Here is a 25,696-nt window from a genome sequence, read left to right on the forward strand (position 1 = left end):
TTTATCGTCTAGCCAACAAACCCCTTCTGAACACCGTTTTCAGAAGGGGTTTGTCTACAGTCTGAATGATGCGAAAAACATTTCGCATCATTTTCATGTTTTGCGATGATTTAAACGGGCTTGTCGACACAGGCCTTAAAATGAAGAATGGCATCAATCAGCTTCCACCCTTGTTCATGGCTGAGAAACGGCAGATACATTTTTTGCGCAATGCCGCCAAGCCCCACCATTCCCACTGGCAACGCTCGCTTCATCACTGATTCCTCCTGTTGTCAATCCTCACAATCCCCTAATATGATACGATATGTTAGATAAAATAGATGAACAAACAAACACATTTCTCTTTGAAAATTTGAGCAAAGGAGACATCCCATGTACATTCGTCCAGTTAAACGCACCGATACGAACATGCTCTTTTCTTTTTTTGAGCAATTGGACAGCGAAACCTCCTTTCTGTTGTTTGAACCCGGAGAACGAAATCCTTCGCTTGAGCGGCAAGAAAAACGATTGGAGCAAATTCTCGCCAGCGAACAGGAACGCATGTGGGTGGTAACGGATGAACAGCAGATCGTGGGTTACTTGGGATTGCGCCGGGGAAACGCAAACCGGACCCGCCATGCCGCTGTGATCGCTCTCGGTCTGTTGCAAACCTACTGCGGACAGGGCTGGGGCACACGGTTACTTCAGCAAGCCGAAGCTTGGGCCCGTGAACATCGGATCCGTCGGTTAAGCTTAACCGTCATGGTGCACAATGAACGGGCCCTCCGGCTGTATCTGAAACAAGGTTTTGCGATCGAAGGGCTGCAAAAGGATTCACTGCTTGTGGACGGAAACTATGTAAATGAGGTTGGGATGGCCAAAATATTAGACTGATTGCGGAAAATCAGCCTCCACACAAACATGTCGTTCCCATCCATACAACGAAACCATTTCTTAAGGCCAAACAAAAACCCATGCGCTCGTTGAACAGAGCCCATGGGTTCTATTGTTTATTTGACACATCCCTCACCAACAAGGTCTGTGGTATTACCTTTTCGTTGGTATCGGAGTTTGCGATTTTACATTACTGATCGTCGCCCACAATGCCGCAGTCTACATGATTCTGCGTGCTCCATCAACTTGTTGCATAAACAGGACGTGTTCTGGATAGCTGTAGCTGCCATGCTCACTGATGTCCAAGCCTTTCAATTCATTCTCTTTCGATACGCGCAAGCCCATGGTTTTATCCAAAACCCAGAGCACGATGAAAGAAACGAGCGCCACATACAAAGAAGCTGCAACCACTCCCACAAATTGCACGCCCAATTGGGTGAATCCGCCACCATAGAACAATCCCGCTTTTCCGATTCCCACTTTTTCCACCAAGCGCGGCGAAGCGAAAAATCCGGTGGACAAGCTGCCCCACATCCCGGCTATCCCATGCACGGAGAAAGCAAAGACGGGATCATCGATTCCTTTTTTGTCAAAGTAAATGGCAGTATAAGTGGTAAGGGCTCCCGCCACCAACCCGATCACTACCGCCGCCCAGGGTTCAACAAAGGCACAAGCCGCCGTGATCGCCACCAAGGCTGCCAACACCCCGTTTAAAATCGCTGGAATTTCCGCTTTTCCAATCAACAGGCGAGAAGCGAAGAAAGCAGCCAAAACTCCGGATGCCGCAGCCAAGGTTGTGGTCAAAGCGACATAACCGTAAAAACCGTCTTGCGCGCTGAGCGTGCTGCCGGGGTTAAAGCCAAACCATCCCAACCAGATAATCAAGACACCCAATACGGAATACACTTGGTTGTGACCTGGAATCACATTGGATGAACCGTCGCGATTATATTTGCCCAAACGCGGTTTCAACATCAACGTCGCCACCAGCGCCGCGATCCCACCTTGCAAATGGACCACCGTGGAACCGGCGAAATCCTGTTTCCCCCAAGCGTGCAACCAGCCTTCCGCGCCCCAAATCCAATGCCCGATGACCGGGTATATCAATACGGTATAAATAAGAGCAAAAATCAGATAAACACCCAATTTGGCGCGTTCTGCAAATCCACCCCAGGCAATGGCCAGGGATACAGCCACGAAAGACAATTGGAACAAGAAAGAAATCTCAATCGGAATCGCATCTTTATCCGCCGGAATATCGAGAAACCAGCCCGTTTGGCCAATCCATGTCCCCTCACCAAATGTCAAACCATAACCGACGGCCCAGAAAGCCAAGGCGGCAACCGAGAAGCCCAGCAACTGTTTACTGGCAATGTGACCAGCGTTTTTCATTCGCGTCGCCCCTGCTTCCAATAAGACAAACCCAGCTTGCATAAATATTACGAGAATGGTACACAGCATCACCCAAATAGAATCAACGGCCAAGGTTACCGTCATGTTTGTCCGCCTCCTCATGTCATATAAACTAACATCTTAGTTGCATATTATCATACAGTCATATAACGGACAATATATATGTAAGATTATCTGACATAGTTATTTTTTTATTTAACATAAAAAAACCAGCCATTCCGATGATCATCGGAATGCTGGCCATTCCTTCCCTCTATACTCTATTATTCTTGGTTTACCCAGTTATAAAATGAAAAGCCATTCTGACGCGCCGGAGACTTCTCCTGAACATTGGTTTGATATAACATTCCTTTTTGTCTAAATTTACGCGAATATTCCACCGCATCTTCCGCTGAACGCACTTGATTGCGTTGCCACTCAAATAAAATGCGATCAATATAGCGGAAATTGAGCTTGCCACAAAATACGGCTTCGCGTAGCGCGGCTTCGATCAACTCTTCCCGTTGCCCATCCTCATCCAGCCAACGCACCAGCATTTGGCACTCCATCGGTGACAAGGCCCTGCCAAATTCCTGTTCAAACAAGCGGAAAATATATTGATAGGATTCTTCACTCTTGGAGGTGTCTTCCTCTTCCTTGGATATATAGGAAGAGACCAGTTGCTGAAACAGCGGCGTCAATGAAAAGCGCTCGCTGCGCAACCCGTATTCATTCACCTCATCATCAATGTGCAAAAAGCCCCCCCGTACTAACTGCTCAATCAAGCCGACGATCTGTTCTTCGGTCATATTCATGCGTTCGCGCAATTCGCTTGCCGTTGGAAACTCCTTATGCTCTTTCTGCTGATAAAGCATAATATGGATCAGTAGCATCACTTGCGGTTCTGTCAGGCCTACCCGCTTATATTCCGTAAATAACAACACCGGCAGAGAGAGCGAACCTTGTTCAAGGAGATGAACGAGAGCGGTCTGCACTGATCCTTTTCGATCCATGTTCATCCACCTCACTTATCCACTATACTATAACACGCACGTTCGGTTAGAAATAGACTTGAAAAATCAAAAAAAACCGTATCCATATCCATTAAAAGGATACAAAGGTTTCCATCGAGGTGAAAGCGAGCACCCAACCATGTCAGCCTACCTGACACAGCAGCTTAACATCAGCCCCAATCAAAAAGCCGCCCAGACGGGCGGACAATGGAATGATTATGGGTATAAACGGTTTAACATGCGTGGGAACGGAATCGTTTCACGCACATGATCCAAGCCACAAATCCAAGCGACGGTGCGCTCCAAGCCTAGGCCGAAGCCGGAGTGGGGCACGCTTCCGTATTTGCGCAAATCGAGGTACCATTGATAGGCTTCGAGCGGCAGGTTATGTGTGGCATAACGCTCTTCCATCAGCGCCGGGTCATCGATCCGTTGGCTTCCCCCAATGATTTCCCCATATCCTTCAGGCGCAATCAGGTCGGCGCACAACACGACTTCTGGCCGAGTTGGGTCCGGTTTCATGTAGAAAGCTTTGATCTCCGTAGGATAGTGCGTGATGAAGACCGGGCGGTCAAAGCTTTCGGCAATCTTGGTCTCGTGGGGAGCACCAAAGTCTTCGCCCCATTTAAAATCGGCAAACCCTTCTTTATGCAACAGTTCGACCGCCTCATCATAAGTGATCCGTGGGAAAGGCGCTTTTACCTGTTGCAGCTTGCTGATATCCCGATCGAGGGTTTTCAATTCTTGCTCACAATTTTTCAGCACTTGTTGCACCACATGGGTGAGCATTTGTTCCTGGACTTCCAAGTTTCCTTCATGATCGACAAACGCCATCTCCGGTTCGATCATCCAAAACTCAATCAGATGGCGACGCGTTTTGGACTTTTCAGCGCGGAAAGTGGGTCCGAAAGAGTACACTTTGCGCAGAGCCATCGCCGCCGCTTCCATATAAAGCTGGCCACTTTGCGTGAGGAACGCATCTTCGTCAAAATATTTGGTATGGAAGAGGTTGGTCGTCCCTTCACATGAAGATGGCGTCAAAATGGGTGGGTCAACCAAGGTGAATCCTTGCTGATCAAGAAACCCTTGAATCGCCCGGATAATTTCCGCACGAATGGCAAGAATGGCCCGCTGGCGCGGAGAACGCAGCCACAGATGACGATGATCCATCAAGAAATCAACACCATGCTCCTTTTTGGTGATCGGATATTCTTCGGCCACTTGAATGATCTCCAAATGAGTCACATCCAGTTCAAACCCACTTGGCGCACGATCATCTTGGCGAACCGTCCCCGTCACATACAAGGAGCTTTCCTGCGTCAATTTGGTCGCTTCTTCCCATACCTCTGGAGCCACTTGATTCTTTACCAATACGCCCTGAATAAATCCGGTTCCATCCCGCAATTGCAAAAATTGGATTTTCCCGCTGGAACGTTTATTATATAGCCATCCGCCCAGTTTGACTTCCTGGCCAACATGCGCGGCTACTTCTTTGATCGTCGTAAGCACGTATGTAAACCCCCATCTCTTAAATTAAACCGATTTTAATTATACAACTCCCCGTTTTGAACAGTCAATGAACCGCCACAAACTCTGCTGTGTTAAAGAACCATTATATTACTTATAATAAATAGATAGAATGGACTGAATCCTTTGTTTATGAAGTGGGTGAATCTTTCTGAAAAAGATATTTTTATTGACCATTTTCTTCTTTTGCCTTATAGTCGCCATCTCGTTTTTCACCTTTTGGGCACCCCACGTCCAGGCGCCTTCCACTTCACCTGAACCATCAGGGCCCGAGCCCGCTCCCCTTCAACCCAAAGTGGTTAAAATAGCGGCATTCGGCGATGTGATGATGCATCTTCCCCAGGTAAAGGCAGGCCAAACCGCCGCGGGCGGCTATGATTTTCGCCCCTTTTTCAAAGAAGTGAAGCCCTATCTGTCGACTGTTGATCTGGCAATCGGGAACCTGGAAACCACCTTGGCCGGCAAAAGCTTGCCGTACAGTGGATTCCCCCGCTTTAACGCCCCCGATGAAATCTTGTCCGCGCTCTCTTATGCGGGAGTTGATTTGATGAGCACAGCCAACAATCACGCGATAGACACGGGCGAGCGGGGCGTGATCCGCACTTATCAACAAATGCGCAAAGCAGGCATCCAACCGGTCGGAACCGCTCCCACCGCCGCGGACAGAAAGCCGGCATGGATGCGGAAAAACGGCGTGACACTCGCCTTTCTCGCCTACACGGAATCTACCAATGGCTTGCCCGTTCCCAAAGAGAAACCCTATTTGGTTAATCGGCTGAACATCCCGCAAGTCGCCAAGGATATTGCGGAAGCGAAAAAACAAGGAGCGGACGCCGTGATTGTTTCTCTGCATTTCGGAGTGGAATATCTGCGCAAACCAAACGAGAGACAAACCAACGTGGCCCACCAAATACTAAAGAGCGGCGCGGACGTCATATTGGGCAGCCATCCCCATGTGTTGCAGCATGCCGAGAAAATGACAGTGGACGGAAAAGACAAACTGATCATCTACTCGATGGGCAACTTTATCTCCAACCAGCAAGCCCCTTACACGGATGAAGGGATCATTTGGTTTTTTGATGTGGAGAAGAACCCCGCTTCCCATTTCGTTACCCTTAAAAATATCGCCTATCTGCCAACGTTTACCCATAGCTATTACGGCAAACAAAGCCGGCAATACGTCGTGCTTCCCGTCACCGGCCAAACCCCAGACCCGCTTTTTCCTTATCCGGGATTAACGAAGACCAAATGGCAGGCCACTTGGCAACATACCACAACATTGATAAAAGGGAAAGGGGATTTTCCCGTTTATACAAAGTGACCCTCCATTTCCCGCACTTTCTTAATCGGAAAGTGCTTTTTTCGTGCGATCATTTCTTTCTCAACACAAATATTACGATATACGAAATAAACTGCAGAAAGCAGCCGCGATCCCTAAACTAAATAAAGCCTATCCCCTTTTACCTCTTTTGACTTATCCTCTTTATTTCCTTTACGCTTATTTTTAGTCTTTATTTAAAAATGAAATCTTGATCGCAAGGATGTGAGTGTATGGAATTGGTTGATCCAAAGCGGAAACGGGCACGGAACATTACCGTGTTTGGCACTTTCCTCGCTTTTATGGGAATCGGGGTCGTGGATCCGATTCTTCCTATCATCGCCGAACAGATCGGCGCAACCCATTGGCAAGTGGAAATGCTGTTTACCGCTTATATTTTTACCATGGCCTTTATGATGATCCCGTCCGGCTTATTAACAGGCAAATTGGGTGACAAAAAAATGATGCTCATCGGCTTGGGCGTGGTGACTCTTTTCTCGTTGGCTTGCAGCCTCTCTCATACGATTGCGCAACTTTCCCTGTTTCGGGCAGGTTGGGGATTGGGCAATTCCTTTTTCTTCGCAACAGCGATGACTTTGCTGATCGCATTATCCGCGGACGTAAGCAAAGCGGTTGGTTTGTACGAGGCAGCGATCGGGCTCGGCATGGCAGCTGGGCCGCTTGTAGGGGGAATTCTCGGGGGTTTGAGTTGGCGATATCCGTTTGTCGCTACAAGCTTATTGATGTTTGGCGCCTTCCTGCTTGTCCGTTTTTTCGTCTTTGAACCCGACACGATGCAAAATCGCAAGAAAGCCGGCCTGAAAGAATTGCTACACTTACTTTCCCATCGGCCGTTTATGATGGTTGGGATTGCTTCCATGCTGTACTATTACGGCTTTTTCGTTGTGCTCGCCTATTCGCCCCTCATCTTGAAATTAACGGCCATCCAATTGGGTCTCGTCTTTTTCGGTTGGGGGTTGTTTCTTGCCTACGGGTCGGCCATTTTATCCCATCAATTGGAGAAAAAAGCCGCACCCAAAACGATACTGCCTTATGGCCTCGCCCTGTTTGCCCTATTGCTCGCGACGCTTGCCTTCAGTCACAATGCGACTCTCAGCGTCATCATCATTATCATCTCCGGTTTGGTCTCCGGTTTGAACAACGCACTGTTCACTAGTTACGTGATGGAAGTCTCTCCTTACGAACGCGGAATCACTTCAGGTGTGTACAATTTCGTACGCTGGTTGGGCGCTGCCATCGCCCCGGTATTGTCAGGATTTATCGGCCATGCCTATTCAGCCACTACCCCTTTCCTGCTGGCCATGCTTTTGACCGTCATCGCCTTCTTCTTTATCATGGCTCCCGCCCACAAACCAAATAAATTGAACCAAACCTCATGATGAAACAACCCCGCCATCTCGCTGCAAAATGGCGGGGTTGTTTCATCATGGAGCATGTTTACCTTTTTAACCAGCTTCTTAAAAAATTAATATATAATGAAATTATGCATCCATTCTACAAAGAGAGGTGACTTCCTTGACCATACAGGTCCGTCCCTATACCCTCGCCGATTTCCCGCGACTCCTAGACATTCAAAAAGAAGCGTTTCCTCCGCCGTTTCCCGAGGAGCTACTGTGGAGCGAAGACCAGATCGCTTCCCATGTGCATACGTTCCCCGAAGGTGGTCTCCTTGCGGAAGTGGATGGAGTGGCGGCCGGTTCAGCCACCGCACTGATTATCCATTATACAGGCAAACCCCATACCTGGGCCGAAGTGGCTGACAACGGCTACATCACAGGTAGCCATAATCCCAACGGGGACAGTCTATACGGCATCGACCTATGCGTGCGACCGCAATTTCGCGGCCAAGGCATCGCCCAAGCGTTATATGAGGCCCGGAAGGAACTCGTGGTGCGATTGGGGCTGACCCGCTTGATTGCCGGTTGCCGAATTCCCGGTTACCACCGTTATCAGCATGAACTTTCGGCACATGAGTATGTGGAGAAAGTGAAGAAAAATGAATTAAAAGATATGGTGCTCAGTTTTATGATCAAACAAGGGCTGCACCCGTTGCAAATATTGGACCATTACCTGGACGATGAAGAATCTTGCCATTATGCCGTCTTGGTAGAATGGAAAAATCCACACAAAAATGAGGGATGAATCATGTTGACACTCCGCATTGGCATTGTCCAATACGAACTGGCTCCCCTTCAGACCGAAGCGGACTTTTGGGATGGAATCAGGCAAGATGTGGAACAGGCCAAAGCCGATCAGGTGCGACTGTTAATCTATCCGGAATATCTGACCGCCCACCTATTGGCCTTAAGCTCTCCGCTGGCTCATGATCAAGCGGCTCCGTATATCGACGGATTCACAGAGCGGTACATCCGCTTTTTCAGTGACTTGAGCCGTGATTCCGGCATCATCATTCTGGCAGGCACGCATATCCATCGCGAGGGAAACGGGTACGTCAATGAAGCCTATCTCTTTTTCCCGGATGGCCGGATCGAGACCCAGCAAAAACTGCACTTGACGCCAGAAGAACGGAACTGCTGGCATCTAACCCCAGGCAATCACCTCAATGTGATTGACACGGAATTTGGCCGGATGGCGATTTTAATCTGCTACGACATCGAATTCCCGGAGTTGTCCCGCATTGTGGCCCAACAAGACGTGGTACTTATCCTCAATCCTACATATACGGATCAAGCAGCCGGCTATTATCGCGTTCGCTACTGCGCCCAAGCGCGGGCGATTGAGAATCAACGGTTTGTGGCCTTAAGCGGGATGGTGGGAATGTTGCCGTATATTCCGCAAATCGATGCAGGTTACGCCGAAAGCGGTTGCTTCTCCCCATGCGATTATCCGTTTCCGCCGAACGGGATCTTAAACATCGCCCCAGATGCCCAAAAAACGGTCGTCATCGCCGATCTCAATCTTTCTGAGCTGAAACGCAATTGGGCACAAGGGCAAGTTTCCCCTTATAAAGATCGGAAACCCGAATTGTATCAGCAACTGGCAAAACAAGTACCAAACTCATCGAGATAGTCCATTAGGCGTTCTTTCGCAACCTGCGATCGAACGCTTTATTTTTTTCCAAAAGCAAGAAGGAAAAAAACGGAGATGGAACGAAATGGTTGTTCGCACAATGGCATGGAACATTATCCGCCACAGAGACCCCAATGACAAATGAATAGGCTCGTTCCTGCCCCACCTGCCCAAAAGGAGGAAAATCCCTTGTCCACTTTTAAGCAGATCCTTCGCGCCGTTCACTTTTCCTTCAGCTTGGTTTGGCAGCACAATCGCCCCTATCTTTTTCTCGCGGCCGGCATTCGCATCATTTTAGGCTTCCTCCCTCTTCTTCACGTCTGGCTCACCCAGGAGCTGATCAACAGCGCCGTCCATTTCATTCAGACCAAAGCCGCTTTTTCCAACGTGATCATCTTGTTGCTCCTGCAGATCTTCGTCATGTTTATCCAGTATGCGATCGGGATTTGGACCGAAGTGATCGATCGCAAAATGGATAACATCGTCGGAATGGTGTGCAAAGAACGCGTGTTGGCCCGTGTAAACGAGCTCTCCTATCTCACTTTTGAAAACCCGGAATTTTACAACATGTTTGACCGAGCCGTCGACAGTCGATATATGATCGGCGAACTAACCAAAAGCACGCTCAGTTTCGCGAGTAGCTTGATAACCATCTTCTCCCTGATTGGTTACTTGGTGCAAATCCATTGGTTGCTGACTGCCATTCTTTTCTTGGGCACCATTCCCGTCCTTGTGATCGACATGCGATTTGGTAACCGGCGTTACAAACTCGCCCGATCACTCACCGCCCTCACACGCAAAGAATTTTATCTCACGCATCTGCTCAGTTGGCGACACAACATCAAAGAAGTGCGCTTATACCAATTGAACGACTACCTCTTGAATGAGTGGCGCCAAGTCTTCAAACAGGATGCCGACAGCAAGCTGAAACTTCTCATCAAGCAAAACAAATGGAACCTGTTGGCGCGCGCGTTCTTGATCGCTACTTATGCCGCAGCGGGGTTATTCACCATCTCCCTTATCCGCAGTGGTCAAATCATCATCGGCCAACTGGTCTCCGTCATGCAGTCCCTGCAAAACGTCCAAGATCGCCTGACCAGTATCACGCGCATGCTCGCTCAGTTTTACGAAAACAGCTTCTACATCCACGACACCGTTCAATTTCTCCATTTTGCCGAAGAACCCCAGACCTGCGAACGCCACCGCTCGCCGATTGAACGGATTGAGCGCATCGAAGTCAACGGACTCACCTTTACGTACCCTGAGCGGGACAAAGCCGCCATTCAAGATATCCGCTTCACCATCCGGCCCGGCAAGAAAATCGCCATCGTCGGCGAAAATGGTTCGGGCAAAACCACATTGATCAAGAGTTGGGATGACGGGCCTGTACGAAGTCCCGTCATCCCAACTCTTGATCAATGGTATCCCCAGCGCCCAAGTCGACACATCTTCTTACCAAGATCGGATTGCCGTCTTATTCCAGGATTTCAACCGCTACAATCTTACTGTCCGGGAAAATATCGGCTTTGGGCGCATCAGTGAACTGTCTGCGACAAAGCATATTACCGCCGCGGCAACGAAGGCGGGAATCCACCCGACCATTGAGCAATTGCCCAAACAGTATGCCTCGGAATTGGGCAAGTTTTTCAATGAAGGAAACGAACTTTCTGGCGGCCAATGGCAAAAATTGGCCATCGCCCGCGCTTTTTTCCGGAACAGTGATCTGATCATCCTGGATGAACCGACTTCCGCCCTCGATCCACGCGCGGAGATTGAAATCATCGACCATTTCTTTTCCATGGCCCAGGACAAAGCCATCATCTTGATCACCCACCGTTTGGGCCCTGTTAGCCAAGCTGATGAAATTCTCGTCATGGAAGATGGCAAAGTCGTCGAACAAGGAAGCCACGCCGAACTGATCTCCCTGGGGGGAAACTACGCCAAAATGTATGAAACGCAATCCCGCTGGTACCAAGCGAATTAAAGAAGGTGGCGGATTGATACTGTCAATGAGTGGAATGAGAAGACCGGGAGTGGATTTCCCGGTCTTTTTCATTATTCACTATTAGGTAAATCTTTTCAAAGGCACTTCAAGCCGATTGTGCGATCCAAACCGCTGACATTTACACTCCTAAATACCCCATAACAATTCTATGTTTGCATGGTAGTACAATTTAAAGCAACATAAAAGATACCGAACCGTCCGGCTCAAAAATCGAGGAGGAATCCTATGCTGGTTCAAATCGTTTTATTTGATGGTTTTGATCTTCTGGACGCAATAGCACCTTACGAAGTTGCCGACTGAAAGCCCAACTCTTTCAAGGATGGGATGAAAGTCGGCGTTGCTCGGTAATCCCTTTATGGGATTGTTAAGAGCAACAATTTTCAGTATAATCCATCGCGTGAGCGGTGCTCATCCCACTGGTAGTGGGTTTTGTTCCTCTGTACGTCATGATATGGGGTTCCAGTGGCGAACCAATCTCTCCCACTGGGTAAAATCATGAGAGTGAGTAAAACGGAACTAGAACGCTGGTAATAGGCGTTCCGCCCATGTGGGTACATGCAACATGAGTTGTAAAACTGCATGGGACGGGCTGATGAGACAGCCCTGAACTTGGGAGTTGCATGAAGCAGAAATGGATTGAGTGCGCTAACTACCCAATAATCCCACGGCTTCAGCCGTGTGGAGTCTCAAGAAGTATTTTGTGCTGCTGAGATGTACTCAGGTGGGGCATTAAGCGTTGAACTCGTAACAGCCGAGGGGGCGCGATTAGTTTCGAGCGGAATAAACGGACTTAAGATTCCCGCCAATGGAAGACTCAATCCGGAACGTGCCCAACTCATTCTTGTGCCCGGTGCTTCCGGGGAAATCACTGGAAATGGGCCACATTCCGTACCGGCCATACTCAGGAGGGCAATGGAAACGGAGTTAACCAACCTAGTCAGGCAGGCACTCGGCAAACCTGGCCTGACGATTGCGACTGTCTGTGGAGGGTCTCTTTTGCTTGCAATGGCTGGATTACTGGAAGGTCGTCATGCTGTCACTAATCATCTTGGAATGGACGTTCTGGGGGCAACAGGAGCAATTGAGGTTGTCGAGTTTGTCGATGCCGCCATCGATGGAAATCGGCTCACTTGGTTTCAACGCATCACGAAACCCATGCGTCTAAATCTGAATTTCGAAGTGACTGTAAACGGCAATAGGATGACCGGAATCGCCAAGGCAGGTTTGCTGCCTGCCTCAAAAATAATGGGCGAGCGCGTTGCAGAAACCAACTGAATATAAACCCTTTGGCATATTGCGGGATCATGAAATATAAGGCGGATTTTCCCGATGGCAGGTTCGGTCATCGGCCCGCTTCATGATGCGGCCTTATAACATATTTAGGGTTGATGACTGTTAATGACGCTTGAATGTCATTAACAGTCGTTCAATATTCTTCATTGCATAGCCGACATGCTTATTATCGCGGGTCAGCCTGCTCGACATAATGCTGCCTTCAATCGATGAGAAGATGAAGGATGCCACGGATTCGGTGTCCATATCTGACTGGAATTCCCCATCGGCTACTCCCTGCATTAAAATGCTTTGGATGAAAGCCAGCATATGTTCATAAGCAGCAAGAGCTTGATCTCGCAGGACGGGGAAAGAATGATCACTCTCAACGGCCGTATTCAAGAAAGGACACCCCCCTTTAATTGGAGGATTATGAACGGTATCACTGTATACATTACACATCGCCAGTATTTTCTCGGTTGCCGTTTTGGAACCTGCAACGGCCGCTGAGAAATGTCCCCATAGTACTTCTCCCGCATATTTGAATGCCTCTAGGGCAATTTCATCCTTACTGGAGAAGCTTCGGTAAAGCCCGCCTTTTGTTAATCCGGTGGCCTCAATAATATCCTGCATCGTCGTTCCGGCATATCCCTTTTGATTGAAAAGTTCCGCGGACTTCATGATGATATGAGTTCTTGTTTTTTCGCCCTTGCGCATGTGCAAATTCCTTTCTTCATTTATCATGTCGGTACATAGTATTGTAACATTTCTTTAGTGAATCATAGCACATCATAATAAAAAGGAACCGGACGGTACGGTCTCAAAAACTCAGGAAAAACAATCCATTTCAAAATGAGGTTTTTATGAAATGACAAAAAGCAAACAATTATATCTGCTTATGTTAGCCGTTTCCATCGTTTATATCATTTACGTCGTGTATTTCAATTTCAAACACGATCCCCAAGCTACTGAATTTTTAAGCCATAAATCCAACCTAAAACGTCCCATCAATATCCCTGTCTGGTTAAACGTGATGTATGTGCATGTAGCGACTGCTAGCATGGCAATGGTATCGGGAGCTATTAATTTTTCAAATCAGATATTGAGAAAATACCGAGAGCTCCACAGAATCAACGGGTATGTATATCTGGTTTGCGTAAGTCTTGCTGTCGTAACATCCGGATACATGGCCCCTTACGCGACAGGTGGAAAAATCAACAGCCGGGCTTTTAACTTTGTAAATATCATTTGGCCTTTGATAACAATCGCCGCGCTTGTAAAAATCAAACAAAAGCAGGTGAACAAACACCGGAAATGGATGGTCCGAAGCTATGTGTTCTGTTTCACGAATATGTTCATTCATCTCATTTCATTTGTTTTATATCAATTATTCGAAATGAATTATGATTCTGCTTATACAATCGGTGTCTACGGCACAATTCTCTTAAATTTCACTTTAGCCGAGATCGTTATCCGATACATTTATAAAATACCTATTGATTCGTTGACGGTCAAAAAGTAAGGAAGAAAAGCTTGGCACTTGCTCGGGATCATTCCATCACTATGGCATGTCTGATAAATCCATTACGTGAATAGCAACATGTTGAACACGGTTCATTCGCTTATCAGACCAATATGAATTAATAAACATTCCTATTAATGCACAAGTAAAAGGAATGGCCATTAACCATCCCAACATTGACACTCAACATCATTTTCTCATTAAAGAAATCAACAGCCTTTGGTGGATACTCAAGTGCCAAACCCACAACCCAGTGGAACTCAGGATCGTGGGGATTAAGCCCTTTCGACTGATTTAAGAACGCTCGTTTCCTATCCTCCGTTTGAAAAAAGAAATATCAATCGGCATCGTCCCGTATATTGACTCCTTCAACATACGGGTATTACTTTTTCGCTATATCGGGGAATACTCCCATAAATTTTTTCATTTCTGATGTAGCGAACATGGCCGGCTTCAATCCTTTGCATAACGCTTCGATTTCACTGCTTCCCAACATAGTAGTATACAACCCCCTTAAAAAAGAGAAATGGAGACCCTATTAGGTCTCCATATTATATTCCAAATAATCAAGTGTTCTGGTTGTAGAGTGTTTTTCTATTGATTCGACAAAAAAGGCTGCTGACCCTGCCTTTGAAGGCAGTTTGTCGGCAGCCTCACAGGAGCTAAAAGAGCCTCCTGCTTTTGACGATTAATACAAGGACATGTATTGTTCGCGCTCCCATGGATGCACGGCGGTGCGGAACATATCCCACTCGATTTCTTTGGCTTCCACGAAGTGTGCCAAAGCGTGCTCACCCAGCGCATCAACCATAACCGGGTTGTTTTGCAGTTCAACTAGTGCTTCGTACAGGTTGCCAGGCAGGTTTTCGATCCCTGCGTCACGACGCTCTTGCTCATCCATGACGTAGATGTTGCGGTCAGTTTGTTTTGGCAGCTCCAGCTTGTTTTTCACGCCATCCAGACCTGCTTTCAACATGACTGCCAAAGCCAAGTATGGGTTAGCGGATGGGTCTGGAGAACGCACTTCGATACGGGTGCTCAAGCCACGGGCAGCGGGCACGCGTACCAATGGGCTACGGTTTTTAGGAGACCAAGCGACATAACATGGCGCTTCGTAACCAGGAACCAACCGCTTATATGAGTTGACCAGTGGGTTAGTGACGGCAGTGAAGGAACGGGCATGTTTCAGGACACCCGCCAAGAAATGACGCGCGGTCACAGACAATTCCAGTTCATCGCTCTCATCCCAGAATGCGTTCACATTACCTTGGAACAGGGACATGTTGCAGTGCATGCCGGAACCGTTCACGCCAAACAGCGGTTTTGGCATAAAGGTTGCGTGCAGGCCATAGCGGCGAGCGATGTTTTTCACAACCAATTTAAAGATTTGGATGTTGTCTGCGGTGGTCACCGCGTTAGCGTATTTGAAGTCGATCTCATGTTGGCCAGGTGCCACTTCATGGTGGGATGCTTCAATTTCAAATCCCATTTGGTCAAGGGTCAGAACGATATCACGACGGCAGTTTTCACCAAGATCCAGCGGAGCCAAGTCGAAGTAACCACCTTTGTCGTTCAGGTCTAAAGTCGGTTCCCCTTGTTCATTGGTTTTGAAAAGGAAGAACTCTGGCTCCGGACCTACGTTGAAGGAGGTGAAGCCCAATTCTTCAGCTTCTTTCAACACTTTTTTCAGGATGCCGCGTGGATCACCCTCAAATGGCGTACCATCTGGCAGATAGATGTCACAGATGAGTCCAGCTACTTTACCGCCAGCTTCCGCACCCCATGGGTAGATTACCCAAGTGTCCAGATCCGGATAGAGATACATGTCGGATTCTTCAATGCGCACAAAACCTTCGATCGAAGATCCGTCAAACATCATTTTATTATCGAGCGCTTTTCCCAATTGGGTCGTTGGAATTTCCACGTTTTTGATGGTTCCCAAAAGATCGGTGAATGTCAAGCGGATATAAGCTACATTTTCTTCTTGTGCAATGCGCAAAATGTCATCTTTGGTGTACTTGGCCATCGCAATTGTTCTCCCTTCACCTAGGTAATATGTTTATTATGACCGGAAGCAGCTTGGTCAATGACGAAAGAAACGAGATAATTCACCATGATTTAGCGGAATCTGCCCCCGTTTGTTCGGGTGAATGATCTGTTGTTTTAACATGCGGCGCAAATCGCGCTCACTCAGTTCCTTCTTGACAGTTTCCGCTTCTTGCTTTGCTTCCAGGACTTGCTGAGACTGTTTGAGCATCTCGCGGATTCCCGCGATGTTGATCCCCTTTTCCAAGTAGGATTTGATCTGCAGTAAACGATCAACGTCATTGAATGAAAATAACCGTTGGTTTCCTTTGGTTCTTTCCGGACTGATGAGACCTTGTTGTTCATAATACCGAATTTGACGGGGAGTCAATTCGGTGAGCTTGGTCACAATCCCTATTGGAAACAAAGGCATATTCCGCCGAAGTTCATCATTCACACTCATGAACGGCGCCCCCTTTCAATTATGCGGGATTGCCTTACAATTCATATTATATGTATGTAAGGTTTTTTCGTCAACGGGTGTAAGGAAAAATGACATCATTTTTTTGCCGTATAACATTTCTATAATATCCCGATCGCAGGAATTCCGCGGGGTTTGGGCGCACAATCAGGCGAGGCGGTTTGTTTCTTCGTTTTTTGTGCGGATCAAGGCTTCACTATGCCCCGATTTAACCATAAAAAAGTGCTTTCGGCACTTGTTTTGAACCCCCCATCGACAAATGGTGGATTCCATTATTTTCTCTTGTCTCCTTATTATTTCAGACATCATCCTCGCGTATTCCAGGGGACTCGTTTATCTGCTCTCTCGTCAGAAACTCTATAGTGAACGGCGACTCGATATCCCCTCAGCATCACCTGTGCGAGTGGTGGGAGAATCAAAAAGGTTTAACCCCGGCACCGCCGAGACAAGGCTCAGAGAAACCGGGGTGGTAGGCAAACGTTGAATGAGGAATGCTGGCCGGTTCGTTTTGAACGGAACGGTCAGTCTTTGCCATGAGGAGCCGTAGCGCTTAAGAACCGCTTCACCTCTTTCACCACTTCTTCGTACTTGGTCAACACAATCGTGTAATGATTCGCTCCTTCGATCTCCACATAACGACTGCCTTGGGGAAGCAAACGGATCAAGTATTTTCCTTTCTGGGGTTCCACCACGGGAACGGTGTCCTTGCTCGTTTCATCAAGAATGAAGCCATCCGGCGTTTGCAAGAGCAGAACCGGCACCTTGATTTTGTAGTTCAGCGCATCCAGGTCGATCGGACGGCTCTGTTCAGGGAAAACGGCTTGTTTCGCCACTTTGGGGGTGACTGAACCATCTTCGTTGATGCGCACATCATGCCAATAATATTGGTTGACATAGCGATTCCAACTTTGCTTGTAGTAAGGTCCCTGTTGATGGAGGCGGAGATAGGTGTCGAAATCCGGATACGTTTTCCCGATCCGGGCCAGAGACGGCTGCAATGCCCGATTGATCTTTTCACTTTGTTCCTCTGAAAAACCGACTCCACCATCCACCAAGACCACTCTCGACAACCGGTCGGGGTATTTGTTGGCAAAGGCGACAGCCGTGTGCGCGCCCATGGAATGGCCCATCACGATCGCGCGTCCAATGTTGAAATGATCCAACATTCCTTTGATATCTTCGGCGTATTGCCAAACATCATAATAACCGGTGGCCGGCTTTGCGCTGTCCCCCCTCCCCCTGATATCCAATGCGATGACATGATACTTGTCTCTCATTCTTTCAGCTACCGCGTCCCAATAGCGGGCATTGGCCGTTAACCCGTGGATTAATACCACCGGCTCGCCTTGCCCCCCATAATCCACCACATGAAGTTGAATGCCATTCACCTTGATCATCATGTCCCTTATCTCCCCCGCATCCGTCCGCTCCGTCGCATAACTGTCACCTTCCATTCTCCAAGGCTGGGCAAAGAAGGGATTGGCCAGAACAACCACAGTCATCATAAGCAAAACCATCCATTTTTGCACCTTGTTGCATCCTCCCTTGTCTGGGGCCTCAACCTTATATCCATACAAAACGGATGCCATTGATTGCACCGCTCGTTTCGGCAAACGCTGTCTTCCATTTTGTACAGATGGACGGTTCCCGGTGAAATCACGGCCATGGGAGCGTCCAATCTTTCACACTCCCATCCCCGTTTTTGCATGCCGCCGTCTTCCGCTCACATCCTCGTCCAAATCACGTCCCGCTTTTGCAAAAATTTAAACGCTTTGAGCAAAAAAGTGAATCCATCCACAAAACAGAACAAAGGGTCTATTAATAAAGAAATGGATAAAAGCCGCTTACTATTCCCCCCTCTTGCCTGGCACGTTGATCTCCAGCACCACCAATACGTTTACTGACGGTGCCGCAGTCGATGCGCATGCTTACGCCGAAAAAGTATACGACTACTACAAAAACACCCATGGCCGCCACAGTTATGATGGCAACGGGGCCGATATCATCTCCTCCGTCCACGTGGGAAGAAATTGGAACAATGCGGCCTGGATCGGAACGCAAATGGTCTATGGCGATGGGGATGGAACCACCTTCCGTCCACTCTCGGGCGGCTTGGATGTGGTTGCGCACGAACTCACGCATGCCGTGACGGACACAACCGCCGAACTGATCTATGAAAACGAATCAGGTGCCTTGAACGAGTCGATCTCCGATATCTTTGGCGCCATGGTAGACAGCAACGATTGGAATATGGGTGAAGACATCTACACACCCAACATATCCGGCGATGCCCTCCGGTCTTTGTCCGATCCAACCAAATTCGGTGATCCCGACCACTACAGCAAACGTTACACCTGCACGGATGATAATGGCGGTGTCCACACCAACAGCGGCATCAACAACAAAGCCGCTTACCTGCTCGCGCAAGGCGGCACCCACTATGGCGTGACGGTGACAGGGATCGGGCGCGACAAAACGGCAAAAATCTACTACCGCGCGCTCACTTACTACCTCACCTCAAGCTCAAACTTCGCCCACATGCGGCAAGCGGCGATCCAAGCGGCAACCGATCTCTACGGGTCCACATCTGCGGAAGTGCAGTCCGTGAAAAACGCCTACAGTGCAGTGGGAGTCAATTAATCCAATATGGCAAATAGACGAAAGAGGGACATTCCTGCAATACAAAATCTTATCCACGGCAAGCTCGTTGAATTAGTTATGGTAGAATAACTTCTTTTTATGATTCTGTTTAAATTGTTTTGGTGATTCACCAGTCATTTTTTTAAACAACAAAGTGAAATAGTTAGGATTTTCGTATCCCACAATTCTAGCTATTTCCCAAACTTTCATATCTGTAGAGACAAGTAATCTCTTTGCCTCTCCTATTCGTCGATTAATTAAGTAATTGATGGGTGAATTTTTCATTTCCTTTTTGAAAACATGGGAGAGATAATACTGATTAAGGTATAGATTATCAGCAATATCATTTAGGGTAATATTCTTTGTATAGTTTTTATCTATATATTCTTTTATGCGATACGCAAGGGAATGGGAGTCATCTGAAATACTGTTTACATTTTGCAACTTAACTATTCTAATAATTAGAGTAATTAATGATATTAGTAAATTGCGGCAAATTATTTCATATCCTTCAGCTTGTAGAGAGGATTCCTCAAATATATCAGAAATGTAGGATTCAACTTTATGGGAATATTTACTATTTCGAATTACTGGTTCAATATTCGAAGGAATAATATGAAGTTCTTTCATTCCTTCAATAACGAGATTGGAAACTCCACAAAAATAAGTTTTGAGCGGATGTGCCGGGTTGGAGTACTCTTCATGAATGACCCCTTTATTATATATAAGAATATCACCTTTCTCTGCTGTGTAGGTTTTATCGTTAATAATAAAAGTTCCTTCACCTTCGCTTATATAAACAATCTCACTTAAATCATCATGCTTGTGACTTGGAAAACTCCACTCAGGATTATCACCAATTTGTCCGGCATAAACCAGAGTAGGAAGTCTCTTGAATTTTAATTTTTCTTTTAAACATTCCTTCTCAGGGGTTTGATTCCTTAGATCTTTATCTGTTGACTTACTCATAACATCCCCCTTTTTTATCTATTGAACATCAAAATATTATAGTATTTCAGTTATAAAACAAGATCATTATGGCGATCAAGTCCATATTTGTGTGAAAAATCCTCTCTCAAGGTAGGACGCCCCTGTGTTGCCCGGTCGTCTTAACAATCCGTTTGTTTTCCCTTCAAAACCCATGTGTGTTGATGAGGCTGATAACCTCGAATCATAGATTCGTGCTGAAATAGTAACCAAAGAGTAAGTCTGACCAAACTCTTGCCAGATCCTTATATAGTATGGTCACTTTTAGATTGATATATCATAGCAAGATGTTATAGTTTTTCTGTTAGTATAACAAGATAATTCATTGTATATCCAAGGTTATAACGGTAACATTCTAAATAAACTTACCCAAATATTAAAGTTGTTACTGAGCAAGCAGCAAACGGGTCACTCGAGGAAGCGCTTTCTCTAACGGAAATCCTAACTGCATCGTTTCGTTCCTCAACAATAGTAAAGGAATAGAGGAAAACATTCCATTATAAGGAGGATTAAAAAATGAACAAAGAAAAATTGAACAATATTCTTGAAATGACCATCCCATTGAATCAACGTGTAAATAATGAACCGCTGAGGGTGCTGAGTGAAGAAGATTGGAAGTTCTGGCAAGAAAATGGGTATGTGATCATCCATGATGCCGTTCCCAAAGAGAATATTGATCGATTAGTCAATCTGATCTGGGAGTTTGAAGAAAAGGACCCCAATGATCCTTCCACCTGGTACACGGCTCCCCGGCGTGAAATTCAAATGAAAGAACTCGTGAATACTGGAATGGTTGAGTTGTATAATCATCAGTACCTGTGGGACAACCGCATGTATGAAAAAGTATATCATGCCTTTGTTGATATATGGGGAACAGAAAAATTATGGGTAAGCATTGATAGGTGTAACCTCAACCTCCCAATAAAACCCGGGCATGAGTATAAAAGTTTTATACACTGGGATGTGGATACTTCTTTAAACCCGATTCCCGTTAATGTACAAGGTGTTTTATCATTAGTGGATACGGACGAAGAAATGGGCGGGTTCCAATGCATTCCAGAACTGTATAGGAATTTTGATGAATGGGTGAAAACACAACCTGCAGACAGGGATCCGTATAAACCTGATATAACTGGTTTTACCCCCACCAAAGTGGTTACAAAAGCCGGTGACCTGCTTATATTCAACAGTATGCAGCCACATGGCATCCGTCCAAATCATTCTACCAAACCACGTCTGGCACAATATATATCCATGTTCCCTGCACAGGAGCATAATGAACAATTAAGACAAACGAGGATTACGTCTTGGAGCGAAAGAATAAAACCTGAGGGATATGCATTTCCAGGAGATCCTCGCAATTGGGAACAAATAAAATATGATAGGGCTAAACTTACTGAACTGGGTGAAAAATTGTTGGGACTGAAAAAGTGGTAAAAGGCGGATCAACTGACAGATAGTTAGAACCATTTAAATATTTTAAAGAGAGTCACTGGATTTACAGCTCAAGTGGCTCTCTTAATCTACAAATTAGGTTAGCGGTGCGGGGTTAAATAGGCACAAATCGTTGTGCAATCCCCAGTGTTCAGCCCATGTTTTCTTTCTGCCGCTGGCAACATCCAATATCAGATGGAAAATTTCCCAACCAATGTCTTCAATGGTTGCATCACCCGTTGCAAAAAGAAAAACTTGACCGCAGTATAGCTAAGAAAGTAAACCCCGAATACCACAAGAAGACGAATCAAGAAATACGGCATCGAAACCCCTGAGACAAAAATGGGTCAGCAGACGTTGCAAGGCTTTCACCTTACCCCATCTACCTTCCTGGGTTGCCTTCACGATACGTGCTTGGAGTCGACGCACGTTGCGGTGGACCTTTTGCCAGTTGATGGCATGCCAGTCCACTTCGTGGGAAGCCGCGTCATCTGCCTTGCCTCCTTAGTCGATTAGTCAAGTTTTCTCGTGACGAGAGACCAAATGGAAGTCTGCCCGCTTTCGCGTAGGATGATGTTGTTTTAAAAAAAACTCAACCCTTATCCATCCCATTACAGGAACAGCATTCTTTTTTCCATCATCCTTTACCCGCAACTCTATCGGCTCACCTTACGGTTCGCTTTCCCGAAGGGAGAGCTACGGGCTTACCGTGTTCCGCTTGAATAACCAGACGGGTTAGGTTCGCTCTATTCGCCGGAACTTAACCACTTCTTTTACCATCGGAATGGCTTGTTTTTTGATCGATCCATGATGGATAAAGCGACTGAGTTCCATTTCCATAATGATTTTCGGTACTTTTTTCGGTTTAATTACCACTCATTTCCTAAATGGCGGCAAAATAGACGGATGCTACCTCCACCCCTAATATGTTGCCATGCAACAGGAGAAATTTGCTTCAACACATCTGAATATTTTTTCTTTTTGCAATCCTGTGTAGTAACTCCTTTGGAAAGACCAGTTCGATTGAGGATATCTTGTAAAGTAATGTGATAGCATCCTTTTTCAAATATCAATTCCCCAGCAACTTCTTGAATCAACTACAAGCTTGGATTCGTACTTCAGCTCTCATATAAAAAACTCCCAAGATATATCTTTACTCTCTTTTGCTGTACTTACTTTTGACAAAACGAGTATAGCGGATCGTCCAATAAATGGTTAGGCCTAAAATTCCATAATAGAAGAAGGGAGAGACAGCCAGAAACGTAGTCACAGACAATGTATAGACTAGAATCACTTTCAGGATTGCTTCTAGCAATAAGCAGATTCCCCACACAAGGGTCATGAGGCGCATAGATTTTCTGAAGAAGGCTTCTTCATTCCATCTAGTGATGAGAACCGATGGATTGTCACTAAATCGAGAACTAAAAAGATAAATTAACGGTTTTGAGCTGAACAGAGAGACTAAAAAGAGGCATCCCATGATCCCTGTCACATAGGATTCGCGAAGTAGTATAAATTTTTCATTTCCACCAATTAATGCTGCTATGATGCTTAAAGCAATTCCTACGAAGATAAAACTAGAAAAAATATCTACTTTTTTCGTTTTAATCAAGCTAAACAAAGAATCGCATAACGGAATGAGAGCAGCAATTGTAAGAGCGAAAATACTACCCGTAACATCTTTTAGTAGGGTGTAGGCTAAGAAAGGTCCCCCAGCATTGATTAGAATGGTAAAGATGATCCCTTTTTTTGTTTTATTCATATTTATCCCTCTCTGCTGTAAAATAATTGATCTGTATGCATTCCATGAAATCCAAAGGAAAATGTAGTGAGGTTACTTCTGCTTTTCCCACATAGATAAAACACAAACCCTCAATTCGTTTCTTGGGTATGCAAACACCGTTTGCCTAAGTTAGAGCTATTTAGGTATGTTAAGTGAGCAGTTGGAAGGCGGAGTTAATGGGGATGGAATAAAGTTATATATAGAATCTTATGCTGCCTTTGTAAGACGTAAATGTGGTTAAAGAAAGCCAAATCCCATAAATAGGGGTGTCATGTAGAACAGGCTCTGAAAGAAACTTACCCTACCCGACACCCCTTTTCACCCAGAGGTAACGAACGTCGAATTCGGTATCATTTTCTCAATAAATGGATTTCAGATTGCGCCTGGTGACAGGAACGCTGTTTGGATGAATAAACCGCGCAAATAGTGGCAATAAATGAAATCGACAAAGCATGAGCTGAAGCGCTGAGATCACAGTGACCGCAAGCGAGAAATGATGCCTGAGAGCGGCAGAGGTGCAGGAGCGCAGGGGCGGGCATGCTCTTTTATATATTCCATGGCTCTGAGGCGCAAAAACGCCTCATTTTTTATTGGTCCAAAGGAGCGAACGCCGATTTTGGTATCATCTCCCCAGTAAATGGAATGCAGGTTGCACCTGGTGACAGCTACGCTGTTTGGATAAAAACTCAAAATTGAAAACCTCGGGGGAACCTAGGGTGTTCAGAATAAATTTTCGTCGCTTAGAGAGACTCCTAGGGGCCTCTTTTTTATGTACAAGGCTGTGTTAATGTTTAGTGTTGATATTTAAATAAAGAAACACTTAGGCTAAATAGATGAACTATGGCTTACATCGGATTCTTGAAGACTTCAATTTCTCCATTAGACTCAAACAGCCTAAATTTTAAAAAAGCCTCATCGCTGTTGTTTTCAATAAGAATATAATCCTTTTTAGTCGTGTTTGATAGGCATTCTTTCCTATATATTTTATGTTTACAATTTTCCCATCTAATCGTTGTTGAATTTCTTCATAATCAGAAAGATTATTCGCAGTCAAAGCAGACAATACATTATAAGGTCCAAAATTGTTTACTAACAGTAAAATCACAAAAAATGCCAAACCAATAAGAATGACAGACTTTTTTTCAAACATAATTCCCCCCTTGTAGTTGAAGAAAAGCATACTTATATGCTCCATAATGTATCGATATGCTTTAACAGAGCCATGTACAAAATTAAAGCCCCAGGGGTCGCATCCCCTGAGGTAGGCATCATACTTTCGCCGAAAATTTTGCCTTTCGGCGGTTCCATTGTAACACTAGGATCTGTTATTCGGCAACGCGAACGCCAAAAATCGCCCCATAAAGGACGCTTCAGCAAAAGAGATAATCATGAACGCGACGAATACCAATACATTCAACCGATCAACTTGAGATACTTATGACCACAAATGGCGATTTAGTTACGAATGATATATCGACACCGTTTCAAATCTTTCCCCAGGAACCTTTGGCCAGCTGCTGAGATGCGGTTGGCCTTTTTGTATTAGTTAATAAAATCGAAAAGTGAACCCTGGATGTATTGCTCATCATATTGCTTTCGTTTGTGTGCGCGGGTCGCTCGCTGGTGGTCCCGTACTGTGTTGTATAGCTCCGTCACTTTGTATGCGCTGATCCAGTAGTTTTCACGCTGTCTGAGCATCTTTTTGTCAGGGACTTTCTCCAAAATCCCAACGTCAAAGGCTTCTGGACCCAGATTGTAATCATCGTGTTGAAGCTGGATTGATGGATGATGCAAGCCCATGCTCAAGAGTGAGCGGTGTTTCGAGATCCGATCATTGATACAAGTGGACTGGCCAATATACTGTTTGCCGCTGACCCGATTGATAATTGTATACACACCGGATATGTGAGTGGGGAAGGTTACGACGTCGATCCGCTTGTATCTTCCCTGCTTAGTTTTTTTCTGAGCTGTTCCAGGAACGCGGTTCTCTTGCAAATTGGAACCACCTAAAGATCGCCAGGCAATATGGTGGCGGTGCCATCCTGTAAGTTTGGTGATCTTTTCTTTACAGACAGGGCAAATGCCCTATTGTTCTTTCCAAAGTTGCAGAAAATGGCGTTTTCCTTTGAGGTTGTCCACCATCTTAACCTTCCTTTCACTACGACTAACAAAACATTAAGGAATAACAAACAATCATTCTATTCATATTTACATGTCAATCCATTGCTGTCATACTCAAAAATGGAACGGAAACCGGATTAACCCCTTAATTTTGGACAGAGTGTATCTTAAGCTCGCTTTTTCACCCTTTTCAACTAAACTCGAACGGTTGAAGTCAAAATCAAATGCTTTTGGTTTTGTAAGTAAAATTCG

Annotated in this window: 23 protein-coding genes and 2 pseudogenes; 11 read left to right on the forward strand and 14 right to left on the reverse strand. The window is 46.0% G+C overall.

Annotation, left to right across the window (positions count from 1 at the left end; all coding sequences use genetic code 11):
• Positions 1-110: 110 nt before the first annotated feature.
• On the reverse strand, positions 111-254 hold the full coding sequence (locus ACFQNG_RS11430; protein WP_379865128.1) for a hypothetical protein: 144 nt from the start codon (positions 252-254) through the stop codon (positions 111-113).
• Positions 255-372: 118 nt separating this feature from the next.
• Between ACFQNG_RS11430 and ACFQNG_RS11435 the strand changes: the two genes are divergently transcribed.
• Complete coding sequence (locus ACFQNG_RS11435) at positions 373-873, forward strand: GNAT family N-acetyltransferase (RefSeq protein WP_379865129.1); 501 nt, start codon at positions 373-375, stop codon at positions 871-873.
• Positions 874-1,092: 219 nt separating this feature from the next.
• On the opposite strand, the gene ACFQNG_RS11440 is transcribed toward ACFQNG_RS11435, so the two are convergent.
• The 3 genes from ACFQNG_RS11440 to asnS all read right to left on the reverse strand — a co-directional run bounded on the left by ACFQNG_RS11440 (position 1,093) and on the right by asnS (position 4,787).
• Positions 1,093-2,370: an ammonium transporter gene (locus ACFQNG_RS11440; protein ID WP_379865131.1), complete on the reverse strand. Its 1,278-nt coding sequence runs from the start codon at positions 2,368-2,370 to the stop codon at positions 1,093-1,095.
• A gap of 179 nt (positions 2,371-2,549) precedes the next feature.
• Positions 2,550-3,278: a DnaD domain protein gene (locus ACFQNG_RS11445; RefSeq protein ID WP_379865133.1), complete on the reverse strand. Its 729-nt coding sequence runs from the start codon at positions 3,276-3,278 to the stop codon at positions 2,550-2,552.
• A gap of 216 nt (positions 3,279-3,494) precedes the next feature.
• Positions 3,495-4,787 (reverse strand): asparagine--tRNA ligase, encoded by a 1,293-nt coding sequence (asnS, locus tag ACFQNG_RS11450; protein WP_379865135.1) that lies wholly within the window; start codon positions 4,785-4,787, stop codon positions 3,495-3,497.
• A 187-nt stretch (positions 4,788-4,974) separates the two neighbouring features.
• Here asnS and ACFQNG_RS11455 point away from each other — a divergent pair, with 187 nt between their 5' ends.
• From ACFQNG_RS11455 to ACFQNG_RS11485, 7 genes are all read left to right on the forward strand, one after another.
• Positions 4,975-6,126 (forward strand): CapA family protein, encoded by a 1,152-nt coding sequence (locus ACFQNG_RS11455; RefSeq protein ID WP_379865137.1) that lies wholly within the window; start codon positions 4,975-4,977, stop codon positions 6,124-6,126.
• A 230-nt stretch (positions 6,127-6,356) separates the two neighbouring features.
• Positions 6,357-7,523 carry an MFS transporter gene (locus ACFQNG_RS11460; RefSeq protein ID WP_379865140.1) on the forward strand — a complete coding sequence of 389 codons (1,167 nt, stop codon included), beginning with the start codon at positions 6,357-6,359 and terminating at the stop codon, positions 7,521-7,523.
• A gap of 136 nt (positions 7,524-7,659) precedes the next feature.
• The gene (locus ACFQNG_RS11465) at positions 7,660-8,286 is read left to right on the forward strand and encodes a GNAT family N-acetyltransferase (protein WP_379865142.1); all 627 of its coding nucleotides are present in this window, start codon (positions 7,660-7,662) and stop codon (positions 8,284-8,286) included.
• Between the two features lie 3 nt (positions 8,287-8,289).
• Positions 8,290-9,174, forward strand: a complete 885-nt coding sequence (locus ACFQNG_RS11470) for a carbon-nitrogen hydrolase family protein (RefSeq protein ID WP_379865144.1) — start codon at positions 8,290-8,292, stop codon at positions 9,172-9,174.
• 189 nt (positions 9,175-9,363) lie between these two features.
• Positions 9,364-10,716: an ATP-binding cassette domain-containing protein gene (locus tag ACFQNG_RS11475; RefSeq protein WP_379865146.1), complete on the forward strand. Its 1,353-nt coding sequence runs from the start codon at positions 9,364-9,366 to the stop codon at positions 10,714-10,716.
• Positions 10,598-11,158, forward strand: coding sequence for an ATP-binding cassette domain-containing protein (locus ACFQNG_RS11480; protein WP_379865172.1), 561 nt, complete (start codon positions 10,598-10,600; stop codon positions 11,156-11,158). The genes ACFQNG_RS11475 and ACFQNG_RS11480 overlap by 119 nt, the downstream gene beginning before the upstream one ends.
• Before the next feature lie 699 nt (positions 11,159-11,857).
• Positions 11,858-12,454, forward strand: coding sequence for a type 1 glutamine amidotransferase family protein (locus tag ACFQNG_RS11485; RefSeq protein ID WP_379865148.1), 597 nt, complete (start codon positions 11,858-11,860; stop codon positions 12,452-12,454).
• A gap of 120 nt (positions 12,455-12,574) precedes the next feature.
• Here the strand turns inward: ACFQNG_RS11485 and ACFQNG_RS11490 are convergent, their stop codons facing one another.
• A complete protein-coding gene (locus ACFQNG_RS11490) occupies positions 12,575-13,168 on the reverse strand; it encodes a TetR/AcrR family transcriptional regulator (RefSeq protein ID WP_379865150.1) in 594 nt (197 codons plus the stop codon).
• A gap of 151 nt (positions 13,169-13,319) precedes the next feature.
• Here ACFQNG_RS11490 and ACFQNG_RS11495 point away from each other — a divergent pair, with 151 nt between their 5' ends.
• Entirely contained in the window at positions 13,320-13,973 is a 654-nt protein-coding gene (locus ACFQNG_RS11495) for a DUF2306 domain-containing protein (RefSeq protein WP_379865152.1), read from the forward strand.
• 688 nt (positions 13,974-14,661) lie between these two features.
• On the opposite strand, the gene glnA is transcribed toward ACFQNG_RS11495, so the two are convergent.
• The 3 genes from glnA to ACFQNG_RS11510 form a co-directional block, all read right to left on the reverse strand.
• Entirely contained in the window at positions 14,662-15,999 is a 1,338-nt protein-coding gene (gene glnA, locus ACFQNG_RS11500; protein ID WP_379865154.1) for a type I glutamate--ammonia ligase, read from the reverse strand.
• Between the two features lie 57 nt (positions 16,000-16,056).
• Entirely contained in the window at positions 16,057-16,455 is a 399-nt protein-coding gene (locus ACFQNG_RS11505) for a MerR family transcriptional regulator (protein WP_379865175.1), read from the reverse strand.
• Positions 16,456-17,000: 545 nt separating this feature from the next.
• The gene (locus tag ACFQNG_RS11510) at positions 17,001-18,008 is read right to left on the reverse strand and encodes an alpha/beta fold hydrolase (RefSeq protein ID WP_379865155.1); all 1,008 of its coding nucleotides are present in this window, start codon (positions 18,006-18,008) and stop codon (positions 17,001-17,003) included.
• A 268-nt stretch (positions 18,009-18,276) separates the two neighbouring features.
• On the opposite strand from ACFQNG_RS11510, the pseudogene ACFQNG_RS11515 reads away from it, so the two are divergent.
• Positions 18,277-19,119 (forward strand): annotated as a pseudogene (locus ACFQNG_RS11515) (M4 family metallopeptidase); the annotation flags it as partial.
• 72 nt (positions 19,120-19,191) lie between these two features.
• Here ACFQNG_RS11515 and ACFQNG_RS11520 read toward each other — a convergent pair.
• Positions 19,192-20,088 (reverse strand): AraC family transcriptional regulator, encoded by an 897-nt coding sequence (locus ACFQNG_RS11520; RefSeq protein WP_379865158.1) that lies wholly within the window; start codon positions 20,086-20,088, stop codon positions 19,192-19,194.
• A 534-nt stretch (positions 20,089-20,622) separates the two neighbouring features.
• Here ACFQNG_RS11520 and ACFQNG_RS11525 point away from each other — a divergent pair.
• Positions 20,623-21,543: a phytanoyl-CoA dioxygenase family protein gene (locus ACFQNG_RS11525; RefSeq protein WP_379865159.1), complete on the forward strand. Its 921-nt coding sequence runs from the start codon at positions 20,623-20,625 to the stop codon at positions 21,541-21,543.
• Between the two features lie 93 nt (positions 21,544-21,636).
• Here ACFQNG_RS11525 and ACFQNG_RS11530 read toward each other — a convergent pair.
• The 5 genes and pseudogenes from ACFQNG_RS11530 to ACFQNG_RS11550 all read right to left on the reverse strand — a co-directional run.
• Positions 21,637-21,783, reverse strand: a pseudogene (locus ACFQNG_RS11530) (hypothetical protein); the annotation flags it as partial.
• Between the two features lie 27 nt (positions 21,784-21,810).
• The gene (locus ACFQNG_RS11535) at positions 21,811-22,011 is read right to left on the reverse strand and encodes a reverse transcriptase N-terminal domain-containing protein (RefSeq protein WP_379865161.1); all 201 of its coding nucleotides are present in this window, start codon (positions 22,009-22,011) and stop codon (positions 21,811-21,813) included.
• Between the two features lie 682 nt (positions 22,012-22,693).
• The gene (locus tag ACFQNG_RS11540; protein WP_379865164.1) at positions 22,694-23,302 is read right to left on the reverse strand and encodes a VC0807 family protein; all 609 of its coding nucleotides are present in this window, start codon (positions 23,300-23,302) and stop codon (positions 22,694-22,696) included.
• 922 nt (positions 23,303-24,224) lie between these two features.
• Positions 24,225-24,473 (reverse strand): hypothetical protein, encoded by a 249-nt coding sequence (locus ACFQNG_RS11545; RefSeq protein ID WP_379865166.1) that lies wholly within the window; start codon positions 24,471-24,473, stop codon positions 24,225-24,227.
• Between the two features lie 392 nt (positions 24,474-24,865).
• Entirely contained in the window at positions 24,866-25,318 is a 453-nt protein-coding gene (locus ACFQNG_RS11550) for a GIY-YIG nuclease family protein (RefSeq protein WP_379865169.1), read from the reverse strand.
• Positions 25,319-25,696: the final 378 nt, after the last annotated feature.

The organism is Laceyella putida, assembly GCF_042665195.1.
GTDB classification, from domain to species: domain Bacteria; phylum Bacillota; class Bacilli; order Thermoactinomycetales; family Thermoactinomycetaceae; genus Laceyella; species Laceyella putida.